General features: G+C 67.6%; 15 protein-coding genes. 8 read left to right on the forward strand and 7 right to left on the reverse strand.

Annotation, left to right across the window (positions count from 1 at the left end; translation table 11 throughout):
- Nucleotides 1-377 precede the first annotated feature (377 nt).
- The gene (locus tag ROP_RS19060) at nt 378-1733 is read left to right on the forward strand and encodes an MFS transporter (protein WP_012691045.1); all 1356 of its coding nucleotides are present in this window, start codon (nt 378-380) and stop codon (nt 1731-1733) included.
- Nucleotides 1734-1812: 79 nt separating this feature from the next.
- Nucleotides 1813-2667: a TauD/TfdA dioxygenase family protein gene (locus ROP_RS19065; protein WP_012691046.1), complete on the forward strand. Its 855-nt coding sequence runs from the start codon at nt 1813-1815 to the stop codon at nt 2665-2667.
- A 129-nt stretch (nt 2668-2796) separates the two neighbouring features.
- Here the strand turns inward: ROP_RS19065 and ROP_RS19070 are convergent, their stop codons facing one another.
- The gene (locus ROP_RS19070) at nt 2797-6051 is read right to left on the reverse strand and encodes a protein kinase domain-containing protein (protein WP_012691047.1); all 3255 of its coding nucleotides are present in this window, start codon (nt 6049-6051) and stop codon (nt 2797-2799) included.
- A 241-nt stretch (nt 6052-6292) separates the two neighbouring features.
- On the opposite strand from ROP_RS19070, the gene ROP_RS19075 reads away from it, so the two are divergent.
- The 4 genes from ROP_RS19075 to ROP_RS19090 are packed head-to-tail and all read left to right on the forward strand — an operon-like array spanning nt 6293 to nt 9220.
- Nucleotides 6293-7252, forward strand: coding sequence for a PDR/VanB family oxidoreductase (locus tag ROP_RS19075; protein WP_012691048.1), 960 nt, complete (start codon nt 6293-6295; stop codon nt 7250-7252).
- 12 nt (nt 7253-7264) lie between these two features.
- Nucleotides 7265-7477 (forward strand): recombinase-like helix-turn-helix domain-containing protein, encoded by a 213-nt coding sequence (locus ROP_RS19080; RefSeq protein WP_012691049.1) that lies wholly within the window; start codon nt 7265-7267, stop codon nt 7475-7477.
- Nucleotide 7478: 1 nt separating this feature from the next.
- Entirely contained in the window at nt 7479-8510 is a 1032-nt protein-coding gene (locus tag ROP_RS19085) for an aromatic ring-hydroxylating oxygenase subunit alpha (protein WP_043824973.1), read from the forward strand.
- Nucleotides 8511-8530: 20 nt separating this feature from the next.
- Complete coding sequence (locus tag ROP_RS19090; protein WP_012691051.1) at nt 8531-9220, forward strand: TetR/AcrR family transcriptional regulator; 690 nt, start codon at nt 8531-8533, stop codon at nt 9218-9220.
- 8 nt (nt 9221-9228) lie between these two features.
- Here ROP_RS19090 and ROP_RS19095 read toward each other — a convergent pair whose 3' ends face one another.
- Nucleotides 9229-9789: a MarR family winged helix-turn-helix transcriptional regulator gene (locus tag ROP_RS19095; protein WP_193384861.1), complete on the reverse strand. Its 561-nt coding sequence runs from the start codon at nt 9787-9789 to the stop codon at nt 9229-9231.
- A 108-nt stretch (nt 9790-9897) separates the two neighbouring features.
- Nucleotides 9898-10263 carry a RidA family protein gene (locus tag ROP_RS19100; RefSeq protein ID WP_012691053.1) on the reverse strand — a complete coding sequence of 122 codons (366 nt, stop codon included), beginning with the start codon at nt 10261-10263 and terminating at the stop codon, nt 9898-9900.
- Nucleotides 10264-10365: 102 nt separating this feature from the next.
- Between ROP_RS19100 and ROP_RS19105 the strand changes: the two genes are divergently transcribed.
- Nucleotides 10366-11037 carry a UdgX family uracil-DNA binding protein gene (locus ROP_RS19105; RefSeq protein WP_012691054.1) on the forward strand — a complete coding sequence of 224 codons (672 nt, stop codon included), beginning with the start codon at nt 10366-10368 and terminating at the stop codon, nt 11035-11037.
- Between the two features lie 76 nt (nt 11038-11113).
- Nucleotides 11114-12028 carry an NADP-dependent oxidoreductase gene (locus ROP_RS19110; protein WP_012691055.1) on the forward strand — a complete coding sequence of 305 codons (915 nt, stop codon included), beginning with the start codon at nt 11114-11116 and terminating at the stop codon, nt 12026-12028.
- 37 nt (nt 12029-12065) lie between these two features.
- On the opposite strand, the gene ROP_RS19115 is transcribed toward ROP_RS19110, so the two are convergent.
- From ROP_RS19115 to ROP_RS19130, 4 genes are read right to left on the reverse strand one after another with little or no spacing between them, the layout of a single operon-like run.
- Nucleotides 12066-13004, reverse strand: coding sequence for a CopD family protein (locus ROP_RS19115; RefSeq protein WP_012691056.1), 939 nt, complete (start codon nt 13002-13004; stop codon nt 12066-12068).
- Between the two features lie 5 nt (nt 13005-13009).
- On the reverse strand, nt 13010-13543 hold the full coding sequence (locus ROP_RS19120) for a copper resistance CopC family protein (RefSeq protein WP_012691057.1): 534 nt from the start codon (nt 13541-13543) through the stop codon (nt 13010-13012).
- Nucleotides 13540-14208: a YcnI family copper-binding membrane protein gene (locus tag ROP_RS19125; RefSeq protein WP_012691058.1), complete on the reverse strand. Its 669-nt coding sequence runs from the start codon at nt 14206-14208 to the stop codon at nt 13540-13542. Before ROP_RS19125 ends, ROP_RS19120 begins: the two co-directional genes overlap by 4 nt.
- Nucleotides 14209-14249: 41 nt before the next feature.
- Nucleotides 14250-14768 carry a hypothetical protein gene (locus tag ROP_RS19130; protein ID WP_012691059.1) on the reverse strand — a complete coding sequence of 173 codons (519 nt, stop codon included), beginning with the start codon at nt 14766-14768 and terminating at the stop codon, nt 14250-14252.
- Between the last annotated feature and the right edge of the window lie 12 nt (nt 14769-14780).

Below are 14780 nucleotides of genomic sequence, written 5' to 3' on the forward strand. Positions count from 1 at the left end.
TTGCTTTTCGCCCGCAAGTAAAAATTGTTAACTGTGCACACGGTCTGCTTATTCGTAGGAGCCGTGCGCGACTGATTTCGCCGAAATCTGTAGCGGGAGTTTCGGGCCGAGGAATCCATTTCTGCTCTTTTGCATCTCTCGCTCGGTGCCGGGATTCTGCGGTCTCGCGGTTTGCGCATAACAGCAGGTTGAGGGCTCAATCTGGACAAGTGAGACCTTGCGCGCCGACTATCCTCAGCATTAAGATTTTGACCACTTAAGTAATTGGATCGCGTTGCTCGTTATTCAGAAACAGAGGCTCCCTAGAACGCCCTGATTCCCCACGCGGTTCACGCGCCGCGTGATCGCATGTTCGCCAAATAGCCGGGAGGCACAATATGGGTGGTGCAGTCGCACGACCAGCGGGCGCAGGCTCGCCGAAGAAGGTCGCGCTAGCGAGCCTGATCGGCACAACCATCGAGTGGTACGACTTCTTCATCTACAGCACCGCAGCGGTGCTCGTCTTCAACCATCACTTCTTCCCCAGCTTCGACCCGGCCATCGGAACGCTGCTGGCCTTCTCGACCTTCGCCGCCGGCTTCGTCGCCCGCCCGATCGGAGCCATCGTCTTCGGTCACTTCGGGGACAGGGTAGGCCGAAAATCGATGATGGTCGTCACCATCTTGATCATGGGTGTCGCCACCGTACTGATCGGCCTACTGCCGACCTATGCCACCATCGGCGCCTTCGCTCCGGTGCTGCTGGTGCTGCTCCGACTGACGCAAGGCTTCGCGCTCGGCGGCGAATGGGGGGGTGCTGCGCTCATGGCGACGGAGCATTCCCCCAATAGCCGACGTGGTTTCTTCGGCAGCTGGCCGCAGGCCGGGGTGGCGGTCGGACTGATCCTGGCGATGACCGTGTACCTACCCCTCGACGCAATGGCCGATGATCACTTCATGGCCTGGGGGTGGCGTGTTCCGTTCCTACTCAGTGCGGTACTGGTGATCACCGGGCTGATCATCCGGGTACAGGTAGCGGAGAGTCCGGAGTTCGACCGGGTCAAGGATGTGCACGCGGTCGTGCGCCTGCCGATCATCGAAGTTCTTCGCACACATCCGAAGCAGGTGCTCCTGGTCGCCGGCGCCAGCCTGTCGCCGGGCATCTTCTTCTACCTCCTGACGGTGTACAACTTCGTCTACACGCAAGAGGCGGGCGGCCTGAGTCAAAGCGCCATGCTGATTCTGGTGATCGTCACGTCCGCGGTCGGATTCGTGGTCACCCCGATCGCAGGTGCGCTCTCCGACAGGTTCGGCCGGCAACGGCTCTTCCTGCTGGGCCTTGCCCTCATCGGTTTTCTCGCCTTCCCGCTCTACTGGGCGCTCGACTCGGGCTCGTACGGCTTCATCGCCGCCTGCTACGTCGCCGCGACCATCGCCGTATACATTCCCTGGGCGCTGCAGCCGGCATACTTCTCCGAGGCGTTCGACGCACGAGTTCGCTACAGTGGGCTGTCGTTGGCCACGACCCTCGGCAATCTCTTGGGCAGCGCTATCGCGCCTCTCATTGCCGGCACACTACTCAGCGCAACTCATGCGTCCATCTCCATTTCCCTGTATGTCTTCGTCACCGCAGCAATGTCGTTCGTCTGCGTACTGGTGCTCGGACGGACGAACCGGAAAAAAGACAGGCAAGCCGATAGTGGAATCGGCATCGATAACGCGAGCGGGCTCCGCACTCCCACCTACTCGGAGTGATGCCCCGCATGCAGGTGCCCCCATGGCGCAGAATGCGCCCACGCCAGCAGCAGATCACACGCTGAAAGAAGGACAAACTGTGAGCAGCAACGAATGCCGCTACGAAACATTCACCCTCGAACGCGCAACACCGACCATCGGGGCGTTCATCCACGGCCTGGATCTTCGCGACGAGATCACACCGCAGTGCCAGACTGAACTCCGCACAGCCTTCCTGCAACACGAGGTCCTGTTTCTCCGCGATCAGCACCTCGGGCCAGAAGATCAGCTCCGATTCGCGAAGGTGTTCGGCGACCCCCAGGAAGTAAGTGCATTCTTTCCCTCCCTTCCGGGGAACCCGTTCATCGAGGTGCTCGAATCTCGCGGTCGCGCAGCCGGAACCGACGTCTGGCACTCCGATCTGACGTGGCAGGCGACCCCGAATTCCGCGACCTGCCTTCACGCCCAGGACATCCCGCCGTGCGGCGGTGACACCCTGTGGTCCAGCATGACGGCCGCGTATGACGCGTTACCGGAGACGATGAAGAATCTCATCGACGGGCTCGAAGCCGTGCACGATTGGGAAAAGGAACTGACCGGTGTTGTCCGCCAAGGGGATGACGGGGAAGCGCGGTACGAGGAGACACGCCGGAAGTATCCTCCGATGACGCACCCCGTCGTGCGCAAGCATCCGGAAACCGGTCGCCGACTCGTCTACGTGAACGAGTTGTTCACCTCACGCATCTCCGGGGTTCCGCCGCAGCTGAGCGACTCGCTACGAAACATGCTCACCGGCCTCGCCAAGACCCCGGAGTATCAGGTCCGATTCCGGTGGGAACCGAACTCCCTGGTGATCTGGGACAACCGGTCGACACAACACTACGCGGTCGGCGACTATCACCCGCACTACCGGCGCATGCACCGCGTCACCCTCAGCGGCGACCGCCCGGCCTGACACTCGGTGCGGCGTGCTGGGCGACCAGATCGCCGGTCGCCCAGCAGCGCTCATTCCCGCCTCGTGTCGTTCCCTCTACTGCACATGTCCACGGGCGCAGTGGAATAGAGGGCCACCGGCCCGCATGTGTCATGGTTGCCGACCCTGTTCGACGATCCAGGCGGCGATCTGCGCGCGGGAGGTGAAACCGAGTTTGGTCAGTACATGCTCCACGTGGCCTTGCGCGGTGCGAGGCGATATCACCAGTCGTGCGGCGATCGCCCTGTTGGTCAGGCCCTCGGCGATCAGCTCGGCGACCTGCCGTTCACGTTTGGTCAGTTTCACCAACGAATCCCCCGTCGCGTCCGGGAGTCTCTCGCCGAGGGCATAGGCGATGGCGGCGTGAAAGCCAAGGCGCCGTCCCTCGCGACGCGCCGATTCGACGGAGCTCTTACCGAGCGCCTGATAGGCACTCTGCTCGGACTCTTCACGGGCGACGAGAAGATGGGGGAAACCCACGGTGGGGCTGCCCGCGGTGCGCCCGAGCTCGTCGGCGGCGGCCATCAGGACGACCGCGCGTTTGGCGTCGCCCGTATCGGCGGCGATCGAGCCCAGTGTCTCGAGGCACGCGACCGCGGTGCGCGGGGTGTTCACCTGCCGGGTCAGCTCCAGCGACTGCTCGAGCAGCTGAACTGCTTGCTCGGTATCACCGTGGCGCCACACCCCGTCGCCCATGGCCCACAGCGCAAACGACTGATACATCGATTCACCCTGCGCCCGCGTGATCGCGAGGATCTGTTCGTAACAGTCCATTGCCCGCCGGGAGTGACCGAGTTGTTCGTGGGCCATCCCCAGCCGGTGCAGAACCCCCACGTGTGAAGCGTCGTCCCGGTTGCCGAAGAAGGCGCGAGCGCTGTCGAGCCGCGAACAGGCGCGCACTGGATCACCGCTGAAGAGGGCAAGGAGGCCGTCCGCGTACGCGATGTACGCGTGGCTCATCGCGTCGGTCGTCTGCTCGGCCAGCCTGCTGCCCTCCTCCACCAGCGCTGCCCCCGCGGAGAGGTCGCCCTGCAATTCGGCCAGGACGCTGCCCGCGTACAACGCCTTGATTCGGTCCACGGTCGACTCCGCCGGGAGGCCGGCAAGGACGCGCCCCAACCAGTACCGCCCCTCGCTGAGCAAGCTGCGAGACAGCCAGAAGGGAAGCAGGCTGGCCCCGATGCGCAGTCCGAGGTCGGGACTGTCGGACACGCAGAACTCCATTGCCTCCCGCAGATTGGCTTGTTCTCGCTCGAGGCGTGCGATCCATTCCAGTTGGCGGGAGCTGATCCACTCGGCTTCCGCCTCGGCGGTCAACTGCTGATACCAGTCCCGGTGCCGTCGACGCAGTTCCGCAGATTCCCCGGTGGTGCCGAGCTTTTCACGACCGTACTCGCGCAGCGTCTCGAGCAGTCGAAAGCACACGGCCGATCCGGATTCCATCCGGATCACGACTGATTTGTCCACCAGGGAGCTCAGGACATCGAGCAGCTCCGACGATGCCGGTCCCGTACCACAGACCTGTTCCACCGCATCGAGTTCACAGCTACCGGCGAACACCGACAGCCGGGACCACAGCTGTTGCTCCTGCGGAGTGCACAGCTCGTAGCTCCAATCGATACACAGTCGAAGGGTCTGCTGACGCGACGGTGCGCCTCGGCTACCGCGAGTCAGCAGCCTGTAACGGTCGGTCAGCCGGGCAAGGATCTGCTCGGGCGACATTGCCCGCAACCGTGTCGCCGCCAATTCGATCGGCAGCGGCAATCCGTCCAGCCGATGGCAGATCCCGGCCACTGCGCGGGCGTTGTCCTCGGTGAGCTCGAATCCGGGCACCGCTGCGGCTGCGCGCTCGGCGAACAAGGTCACCGCGTCGTAGCTGGGCAGCCCATGCAGGGAGGGTGCTCGGTCGGGGTCGGGGACACCGAGCGGAGGAACCCGCAGCGTGGATTCCCCGCCGATGTCGAGGGACTCGCGGCTGGTGGCGAGAATCCGCAATCCCGGACATGTCTGCAGCAGCGTCTCGGCCAGACCGGCCACCCCAGCGACGATGTGCTCGCAGTTGTCGAGCAACAGAAGGAGTTCTCGCGACATCAGAAACTCCGTCAGCACCTCGATCAGTGGCCTGGCCGAGTGATCGCCCAACCCGAGGGAGGCGGCGACCATGTCGACGAGTAACAATTCGTCGCGCAGCTCGCCCAGCTCCACAAGCCACACTCCGTCTGCGTAATCTCGGCGCGTGGTGGTTGCGACCCGCAGCGCGAGACGGGTTTTGCCGACGCCGCCGATCCCGGTGAGTGTCACCAACCGGGACCTCGACAACAAGTTCTTGACTTCGGTTACCTCGTTTCGGCGGCCGACGAAGCTGGTCAGTTCCAGGCGAATGTTCGTCTTGGCGTCCCCTACGGTGTGGGCCGTCGTCAGGCGCTGCAGGACAGGGATTGGCAGTTTCCGCGGCGAGGACCTCGCGTCGCCGTGCAAGGCCATGTCGTCGACGGCGAACCCCTCGTGCAGCTGGATCGCACGGAGGTCGTCGCCGAGCTGGACGGCGGACGGGCGGTCGTGCGGATTCGCCGACATCGCCCGCTCGATCGTGTGCGCCACCCTGTCGGGGATTCCCTGCTCACGAAGATTCGGCACCGGCTGTGTCGTGATCCTCAGGAACTGGGCCACCAGTTGCTCATCGCTACGCCGTTCGAACGCGGCGTGGCCGGTGAGAGCGCAGAACAGCGTGGCCCCGAGGCCGTAGATATCCGCACTGTCGGTCGGCGGATCGCCCGCGAGCACCTCGGGCGCGGTAAATGCCGGCGACCCGGTCACCGTGCCGGTGGCCGTCTCGAATCCGCCGGAGACATGTGCGATACCGAAGTCGGCCAGCGCGGGTTCACCGTAGTCGGAGAGCAAGATGTTCGCCGGCTTCACGTCGCGATGCAGGATGCCGAGAGTGTGCGCGGTTTCCACCGCGCCGGCCAGCTTTACTCCGAGCCGCAGAACGTCGCCCACCGGTAGGGGACCGTGGTCGCGGATCCGCGCTTGCAAGGAGTCCTGCGGGTGATAGGGCATCACGATGTATGGGCGACCGGTGGCGGTGACACCGACCTGGAGGACGGGGACGATGTTCGGGTGACCGGTCAGCCGGCCCATTGCCTGTTGTTCCCGGAAGAACCGTGCCCGGTTCTCCTCGTCCAGGATGGCGGTGAGGACTTTCACGGCCACCGTTCGGTCCAGATCGGTCTGCACGCAGCGGTAGACGACGCCGAAGCCTCCGTGGCCGATTTCCTGGGCGTCTTCGAGCCCGGCGGCTTCTAGTTCGGCTGCGACTGGAGTGCTCACCGCGCGCTGCGTCCGGTACGGATCGGCGTCGTCCATCGGCTACGACGATTCACCCGATGCGCGACACCTTGGACAATGCGACACGGCGCTCACCTTACGAAAACGTCCTATCAGGTTATCGCTGCAAGGCTCGATCCGGGAGACCACCGGTCACGAGCAGGTGGTCAAGGAGGGCGCTCGAGGATTTCCGGCTCCGACTGTGGCGCAGAATACATCTTAGTGCTAAATTATTGAGCACTAAGGAACTACGCCTTCGGGTCGAGCTTGGGAGTGAGCGATGACAACAGACGCGGACACCGTCCCCATGATGGTGCGTCAGATGCGGGTCGAGTCCTCGGGCGTCGTCTCGCTCCGCCTCGAACGGCAGGACGGTGGCGCCGTCGACCGGTGGACGCCCGGCGCCCACCTGGACCTGCACCTGAACCGCGGCACCGTCCGTCAGTACTCCCTCTGCGGAGACCCCGACGACAAGACCGGATACCGCGTCGCGATCCTTCACGAGGTGACCGGCCGCGGCGGTTCCCGGCACGTCCACGAGACGCTGCGGCCCGGCGACAGCCTGTCGGTGAGCGCACCCCGCAACAACTTCGAGCTGCTGCCGTCGCCGCGCTACGTGTTCATCGCCGGCGGCATCGGCATCACGCCGATCCTCGCGATGATCGGCGAGGCCGAACGCATGGGCGCCGAATGGGAACTGCATTACGGCGGCCGCGCCCGCACGTCGATGGCGTTCCTGGACGAGCTGTCCGCGTACGGCGACCGCGTCCACGTCGTCACCGAGGAGGCCGACGGCATCCTCGACCTCCCCGCCGTCCTCGGCGCCGCCCGCGAGGAGACCCTCGTCTACGCGTGCGGACCCGAGGGTCTGCTCGGCGCGGTCGAGGGGTTCGCCGGCTCCTGGCCGGACGGCGCGATCCGGCTCGAACGGTTCAAGGCCAAGGAGGTCCCCGCCGACACCCTCGCCGGCGACCGTCCCGTCCGCGTGATCTGCGAACGATCCGGTATCTCGGCCACCGTCGCGCCCGACCGGACCATCCTCGACACCCTCGAGGAATCCGGCATCGACGTCCCCAGCTCCTGCCGCGAAGGCATCTGCGGGACGTGCGAAACCCGCGTCCTCGCCGGCACTCCCGACCACCGCGACTCCCTGCTCTCCAGCTCCGAGCAGGAGTCCGGCACCACCATCATGATCTGCGTTTCCCGCGCCCGCTCCGACGAGCTCGTGCTGGATCTCTAGAAGGGAAGAACCATGAGCCTGTATCTGCAACCACGCCAGTCCGGCGCGGCGCCCACCCCGTACGAACGGAAACTGGCCGGTGCGATCGAAGAGGTCTTCGGCACCGGGGTGCACCACCTGGAAGGCCTGGTGAAGGGGCTGAACGCCCTCGGCATCCACAGTCCCGGCGGCGAAGCCTGGACCACCGACACTTTCACGGACGAGATCCGACGGATGGGGGCCTGACATGGTGAACCGACTGCGCAAGGCGGCACTGACCGGCGACGAGATCTTCGCGACCGGGATGCGCGACCAGTGGCACGCGGTGTGCCCGTCCGACTTCGTCGCGCGCGGCGACATGAAGAAGATCCGCCGCCTCGGCGAGGACTGGCTGCTGTTCCGTCAGTCCGACGGCACCCTTCGCATGCTCGCCGACCGCTGCCCGCACCGCGGCGCCCCGCTGTCGCAGGGGCAGCACCTCGGCGACCGCGTCGCCTGCCAGTACCACGGGGTGCAGGTGGACGGCGGCGGCACCGTCGTCTCCGTCCCCGGAATGCCCGGGTGCAACCTCGAAGGCAAGCGGCTGGTGACCAGCCTCCCGGTGCGGGAAGTGGCCGGCGCCGTGCTCGCCTGGTTCGGCACCGACCCCGACGCCGAACCCGCACCCCTCGAACTGCCCGAGCGCCTCACCGACGAGGGCATCTCGCACTTCCTCTGCTACGCGGAGTGGAAGGCGCCGTGGCGGTTCACGCTCGAGAACCTGCTCGACCCGATGCACGGGGCGTTCCTGCACCGCGAATCGCATTCGATGTTCGGCGGGGAGACGTCCGCGAAATTCCGTATCCGCGAGACCGACCGTGGATTCTTCTTCGAGAAGACCGATCAGCGGGGTGTGAACTTCGACTGGGTCGAATTCTGCCGGACCGGCATCGACTGGGTGGACCTCGAGATCCCGTACCCGCCGACCGCGGGCCCGGGTGGGTCGTTCGGCATCGTCGGCATGGGGACCCCGATCGACGCCGAGACCACCGCGGTGTTCTTCTGGCGCTACCGCCGGGTCGAGGGCTGGGAACGCGACGTCTGGCGTTTCTTGTACCGCACGAAGCTCGAGGAGCGGCACTGGGTGGTGCTCGAGCAGGACCGCACCATGCTCGAGGCGATGGCATTCGACGCCGACCAGGCGGAGAACCTGTACCAGCACGACCTCGGCGTCATCCGGCTCCGCAGGCTCTACCGGGCGCAGGCCGAGGCCCAGGCGAAGTCGCTTCAGGAGGCGTAACGTCGCGCGGGTTGACTTGAATGAAATGTCAACTAAGAATGTGTGACGGCCGACACGTCGGGCGCCGGCCGGGGTGCGAGGAGGCGCGTGCGGTGCTTACGAACGGTGACGATCGAGGTCGGCTCGCGTTGGTCGAGGCGGCGGGGCGGTGCTTCGCCGAACTGGGATACGAGCGCACCACCGAGGCGGTCATCGCCGCCGCCGCCGGAGTGTCCGAGGCCGAATTCCGCGCCCGGTTCGCGTCCCGCGACGACGCCTTCCGTGCCGTCGCCGCGGAAGTGTTCGACACGTTCGTCGAGGCGCAGCGCATCCCCGTTCCGCCGGACGCGGACCCGCGCAGCGTCCTGCGCGCCGCCACCGCCGCGTTCATCGAGACCGTCTACAGCAGCGGCCGCCTGTTCACGATGATCGAGGACCGCGCGGCCGTCGACCCCGTGATCGGTGAACAACTCGAGGCGGCGCACAACCGGATCCTCGGCCGGTACATCCGGTTCATCGAACGACTCAATCAGGCCGGCATCGCGACGCCGTGCGCCGAACCCGCCCAACTCGCCCGGAAACTGTCCGAGGCGCAGTGGGCGGGTGCGGCGCGCCTGATCGGTGCGTCGCCCGACGAACAACGGCGGTTCATCGTGGAGATGACGGCGGCCTCCGAACGGTTCATCGGATTCGGTGAGGTCGCCGATCTGACCGCCCGCGCGGCCAGCTGAGCTTCGGCTCAGGCGGTGGGGGCCTGGTTCTCGACGATCGAGTGCTCGAGCTTGCGGAGCAGTCCCGCCAGTGACGCCTGATCGTCCTTCGACATCCCACTGAGGATCTGGGACTCGTTGGCGAAGTGGGCCTCCGCAACCTTGTTGATCACCCGCAAGCCCTCGTCGGTGAGTTGCGCGTGGACGATGCGACGGTCCTCCGCGTCCCGCTCCCGCTGCACGAGTCCCGCCTTCTCCAGGCGGTCGACGCGCAGCGTCACCCCACCCGTGGTGACGAGGGCGGACTCCGCCAGCTGTCCCGACGTCATCCGGTACGGCGGACCCGAACGCCGGAGCGCGGCCATGACATCGAACGACGCCATGTTGATGCCGTGCTCCTCGAACACCGCGGCCAACGACGACTGGTAGCGCAGATATGAACGATGCAGGCGGCCCAGCACTTTCAGCGGACTCACATCCAGGTCCGGCCACTGGTGGGCCCACTGGTCGACGATGTCGTCGACGGCATCGCGATCTGGAACGGGGCGTTGCGTCACCGGGCGCACCTCCTGAATCCTCGAGGGTCTCATCTGTTTAGTACCAAGATATCGAAATGAGCATAGGTGACGACGACGCGCCGCGGGTCCCCGCCGATTTCTCGGAACGGGGACCCGCGGCGCGGCCGGACGTCGGTGCCGTCAGCGGCCCGCAATCGCCGCGACGGCGTCGATCTCGGCGACGGCGCCGTAGGGGAGGCTGCTCACCTCGAGGAACGTGCGCGCGGGGCGCGGCTCGTCGAAGATGCGCTCGAACTGGCGGTTCGCCTCCTCGCGCAGCGACAGGTCGGTGACGTAGTAGGTGAGCTTTACGACGTCCTGCAGCTGTCCGCCGACGGTGGCGAGGCGATCGACCATGCGGTCGACGGCGGCGTCGAGCGCCTCGGTGCGGCCCGAGACGGCGGTGCCCTCGGCATCGACGGAGAGGGCGCCGGAGACGAACGCGAGTCCGCCTGCGACCACGGCCGGGCTGTAGGGGTGGTGGGCGGTGACTTCGGTGAGGGACATGGAGGCTCGCTTTCTCGGTGGACTCCGGTCACTATATCTTAGCGCTAAACTAATTGACAGGGTTATGCGAATGAAGCTCCGCCCGACGGGTACTCGGCCCACATGTCACGTGCCACCAAACCCTCGGCCGCACCGTTCGTTCCGGACACCGTGGACCTCGACAAGCTGTCCCACGCGGCGGAGGGGTGCCGCGGCTGTGACCTGTACCGCGACGCCGGGCAGACCGTCTTCGGCGCGGGCAGCCGATCCGCGCGGATGATGCTCGTCGGCGAGCAACCCGGCGATCAGGAGGACCGCGCCGGCGAACCGTTCGTCGGACCGGCGGGCAAGCTCCTGAACAAGGCGCTCGACGCGGCGGACATCGACCGCGACCTCACCTACGTCACCAACGCGGTCAAGCACTTCAAATTCATTCCCGCCGAACGCGGCAAGCGCCGAATCCACAAGAAGCCGAATCGCACCGAGATCGTCGCGTGCAGGCCATGGCTGATCGCCGAACTGGCGGCCGTGCAGCCCGACGTCCTCGTGTGCCTCGGCGCCACCGCCGCGCAGGCACTGCTCGGACCGTCGTTCCGCCTCACCGAACACCACGGGGAGCTGCTACACCTCGACGGCGAGGTGGACGTCGACGTGGATCCGGACGTCTTCGCGACGATCCACCCGTCCGCCGTGCTGCGAGGACCGTCCGCCGTGCTGCGAGGACCGTCGGAGGACCGGGACGACGCATTCGACGCCCTCGTCGCCGACCTGAAGAAGGCCGCCGCCGCGCTCTGAGGACGAACAAGCCGAACTTCTGGCGCGACGGACCGCCGAGGACGAGATTGAGGGCATGACGAATTCGAACCAGACCATGACGGCAGTCTCCTACTCGTCCTACGGCGGTCCCGAGGTGCTCGAGACCCACGCCGTGCCGGTGCCCGAGCCCAGCGGCAACCAGGTGAGAGTCGCCATCCGGGCCGCCGGCGTGAACCCGATCGACTGGAAGCTGCGGTCGGGGTCGATGGCCGAGGTGATGTCCGTGCAGTTCCCGAAGATCCCCGGCAGCGAGGTCGCCGGCGTCGTCGACGCGGTCGGGCCCGACGCGACCGGCGTGCTGGTGGGCGACGAGGTGTTCGGCTGGTCCGACACCGGCGGCTACGCCGAGTACGCGCTCGCCTCGATCGTCGTGCCGAAACCGAAGGGGCTGAGCTGGACGGACGCGGCGTCCATCCCCGTCGCCGGCGAGGCCGCCACTCGGGGACTTCGGATCCTGAAGCTGAAGTCCGGTGAGACGCTGCTCGTGAACGGAGCATCCGGTGCGGTGGGAACGATTGCGGCGCAACTGGCGGTGGACGCCGGTGCCAGCGTGATCGGCACCGCCAGCGAAAAGCACCACGACGCGCTGCGCGAACTGGGCGTGACCCCCACGACGTACGGCGAGGGCCTGGCGGACCGGGTCCGCGAACTCGCCCCGAACGGGGTCGACGCCGTCCTCGACCTCGGCTTCGGCGGGCTCGACGCGGCGATGGACCTGCGCGGGGGCACCGACCGGATCGTGACGCTGTCGGACGGTGCCGCGTTCGGTCTCGGAATCACGTTCTCCTCCGGCAACGCCGGCGACCGGAGCGCCGAGACCCTGCGCCGGCTCGGCGCCCTCGCCGTAGCCGGGAAGCTGACCCTCCCGCCGGCCCGCACCTTCCCGCTCACCGAGGCCGCCGACGCCCAGCGTGCCGGCGAAAAGGGCCGAAGCCGGGGGAAGCTCGTATTGCGGCTCCGCCGCCCGTGAGTACTTATCAACCGCCCGACGTCCAAGTACTCACGGGTCATCCGGTGGTGGCCAGGGCTGCGGCGAGACCGAACGGCACCGCCATCACCACCACCTCGAAGATCGCGCGCCGCAGGGACTCTTCGGCAGTGACCCGGTGCGCCGCGGCCTGGACGACCCACGTTCGCCGCCACCACCAACCGAGCCCGAGCAGCGCCGCCAACGCCACCGCCTTGGCGAGCACGATGCGGCCGTAGCCGGTGTCGAACAGGGGAGTGATCCCGCCCAGCCGGACGGCTGCGTTGATGATCCCGGTCGCGGTCAACAGCCACACGCACCGCCACGCGACGACCGAGTACCGCGGCAGCCACGACGACCAGTCTCCACGCGAACGGAGCATCAGGCCGAGCGCCGCGAGGAGCCCGAACCAGACGGCGGCGGCCAGCGCGTGGACGACGTCGAGGACCGAGCCGAGAACCTGCTGCGACATGTGGCCGGTGATCGGCCGGGCCACCAGTGCGAGCGCCGCGACCACCAGCATCGGGACGGGGAGCCGGGCGTCGGGGCGGCGGAACGCGACCGCCGACCACCCGGTGGCCGCGACGGTGCACACGAGAACGGCGAGGTCGACGCGTCCCGCGCTGATCTCGGTCACGTAGGCGCCGAACCGCCCGACCGACAACTGCGACAACGCCAGGGCGTCCGCCTCGGCCGCCGTCATCGACAGCAGCACGGCCTCGGCGAGCATCCACGCGCCGGCGATCGCGGTCGACAACCGCCACAGTCGCTGGTCCCGGACGAGGGGACGGCTGTCCGCGCGACTCCACCAGCCCAGCGCGGCGAGCCCGAGGACCGCCGAACCGAGCACGAGGCACAGCGCCCGGACAGCGCTCGACGGTGACGGGCCTTCCGGTTGCGCCAACGCCCAGCCGCAGGCGACCCCGACGAGCGATGTGGGTACGGCGAACAGCAGCCACGACTGTCGCGCCGTACCCACCGCGCTCAGTTCTCGCCGCGAGGCTTGCGGAGGGCGAACCACAGTCCGCCGCCGAACACGACCACCCCGGCAACGATGAACGGCCACAGCGGAACTCCGCCGCTGCCGGATTCACCGGAGCTGTCGGCGGCGGCGCCCGGAGTGCCCGACCCCTCCTGGGTGAGCGTGAACGTGCGCGTGCCGCTCACCGGATGCCCGTCGGCGGAGGTCACGCGAAACGCGACGGTGTAGACGCCGGCCGGTCCCAGCTCGCCGAGTTCGGCGCTGACCGTGGGTCCCTCGACGACCGGGTCGCCCTTGGACCACAGGTTGCCGTCGGGGCCCACCACGGTGAGTGACGCGAACGATTCCTGCAGCGCCTCGTTGAACGTGACGCTGACCCGTTCCGGGCCGGACGCGATCTCCGCGCCGTTCTCGGGGGTGGAGCTGATCACGACGGAGTGGGCGAGAGCGGTGCCGGCGCCGAGCATGCTCGCGACCATCGTCAGGAGCCCGACCGCGATCACCTTCACCGACGTGAGGGTGGTGCGTCTTCTCATGATCGACGGCTCCGGACCATCGCGCCGAGACCGAGGGCCGCACCGAGCGCGCCCAGAACCAGGCCGATGCCGCCGAGCCAGCGGGCGGTGTCGTCGGTGCCGGACGCCGTCGTCTCGGTCTCCTCGGACGTCGTGGCGCCGCCGGCGTCGTGGCTGTGGTCTTCACCGCTCGCCGCGGCGAGGGCGAGGGTGGGGGCCGGCTTGTCGGGCTCTGCGCCGTCGGGTCCTTCCGCCTGATCCCAGTTGACGACCTCCCCGTCGCTGTACGTCTGGGTGGCCGGGAACGACACGTCTTCCTGTTCCGGCAGGGGTCCGGCGGACAGCTCGAACTGCTGGAACTGTCCGGGCGCGACACCGACTCCGGGATCGGCGGTCCAGGTCACGGACTTCGCGAGCTGGGACGTCGGGTCCTTCTCGACGACGGACGTCCATCCCGGCAGCGGTGTGGTGCGGGCCGACTTCAGGTCGGGAAGCGTGACCGTCAGCTTGGTGGTGGACGCCGTTTCGGACTCGGTGGGCACGCGGAACGTCAGGACGGAGTAGCCGCCCTGCTCGGCGCCGGGGGCGACGACGGTCACGTGGGCGGCGGCCACACCGGCCGCGAGAAGCATGGCGCCACCGGCGGCACCGGCCGTGAAAAGGGCACGGGAAACGAGGGAATTCATCGAAGGTCCTTTGGAAGGTCTGAAGAGAGGAGAGGCGAGAATCAGACCGGGACCGGGGGGCCGCGACGCGAAATGCTCGTGCGCAGCAGGGCGTCCACGGGATTGGCGGGACGGGCCGGGACGTGCGCCGTCGACGCCGCCGGAACGGGCTGCGGTTCGCCGCACAGAACCACCCGCCAGACGTGGACGAGGGGACCGTACAGCCTCTCGGCGTTCGCGATCAGCAGCGCACAGACCACGGTCGCGGCCGCGTGCGCGGCGAGCATCGGCACGGCGGGGACCGCGGAGTGCACGTGCGAGGTGAGCGTGAGCGCGAAGTGCGCGGCCACCTGGCCGGCGCCGAGGGCCCCCACGAGCGCGAGCGGTCCGTGGAGGCGTGCCGGCATCTGCGCGGTGACCGCGCCGACACCGCTGCACGTGACGAGCAGCAGGGTCAGAGCCGCCGATTCGGGAAGGCCGCCCCCGCCGATGCCGTGTGCCGCGACCGCGAGACCGGCGACGAGCGCCCCGACCGCCGACCCCCGAAGGGTGGCGGTCGCGGCGGGGCGGGTGGGGGACATCGAGGTGATCGG

The organism is Rhodococcus opacus B4, from assembly GCF_000010805.1.
In the GTDB taxonomy this organism is placed as follows: Bacteria; Actinomycetota; Actinomycetes; order Mycobacteriales; family Mycobacteriaceae; genus Rhodococcus_F; species Rhodococcus_F opacus_C.

Coding starts and splice junctions, on each gene's coding strand:
- ROP_RS19080 (WP_012691049.1), top strand. CDS start 7,265: ATGAGCCTGTATCTGCAACCACGCCAGTCCGGCGCGGCGCCCACCCCG.
- ROP_RS19075 (WP_012691048.1), top strand. CDS start 6,293: ATGACAACAGACGCGGACACCGTCCCCATGATGGTGCGTCAGATGCGG.
- ROP_RS19130 (WP_012691059.1), bottom strand. CDS start 14,768: ATGTCCCCCACCCGCCCCGCCGCGACCGCCACCCTTCGGGGGTCGGCG.
- ROP_RS19120 (WP_012691057.1), bottom strand. CDS start 13,543: ATGAGAAGACGCACCACCCTCACGTCGGTGAAGGTGATCGCGGTCGGG.
- ROP_RS19060 (WP_012691045.1), top strand. CDS start 378: ATGGGTGGTGCAGTCGCACGACCAGCGGGCGCAGGCTCGCCGAAGAAG.
- ROP_RS19085 (WP_043824973.1), top strand. CDS start 7,479: ATGGTGAACCGACTGCGCAAGGCGGCACTGACCGGCGACGAGATCTTC.
- ROP_RS19095 (WP_193384861.1), bottom strand. CDS start 9,789: ATGAGACCCTCGAGGATTCAGGAGGTGCGCCCGGTGACGCAACGCCCC.
- ROP_RS19125 (WP_012691058.1), bottom strand. CDS start 14,208: ATGAATTCCCTCGTTTCCCGTGCCCTTTTCACGGCCGGTGCCGCCGGT.
- ROP_RS19100 (WP_012691053.1), bottom strand. CDS start 10,263: ATGTCCCTCACCGAAGTCACCGCCCACCACCCCTACAGCCCGGCCGTG.
- ROP_RS19090 (WP_012691051.1), top strand. CDS start 8,531: ATGAAATGTCAACTAAGAATGTGTGACGGCCGACACGTCGGGCGCCGG.
- ROP_RS19110 (WP_012691055.1), top strand. CDS start 11,114: ATGACGGCAGTCTCCTACTCGTCCTACGGCGGTCCCGAGGTGCTCGAG.
- ROP_RS19105 (WP_012691054.1), top strand. CDS start 10,366: ATGTCACGTGCCACCAAACCCTCGGCCGCACCGTTCGTTCCGGACACC.
- ROP_RS19070 (WP_012691047.1), bottom strand. CDS start 6,051: ATGGACGACGCCGATCCGTACCGGACGCAGCGCGCGGTGAGCACTCCA.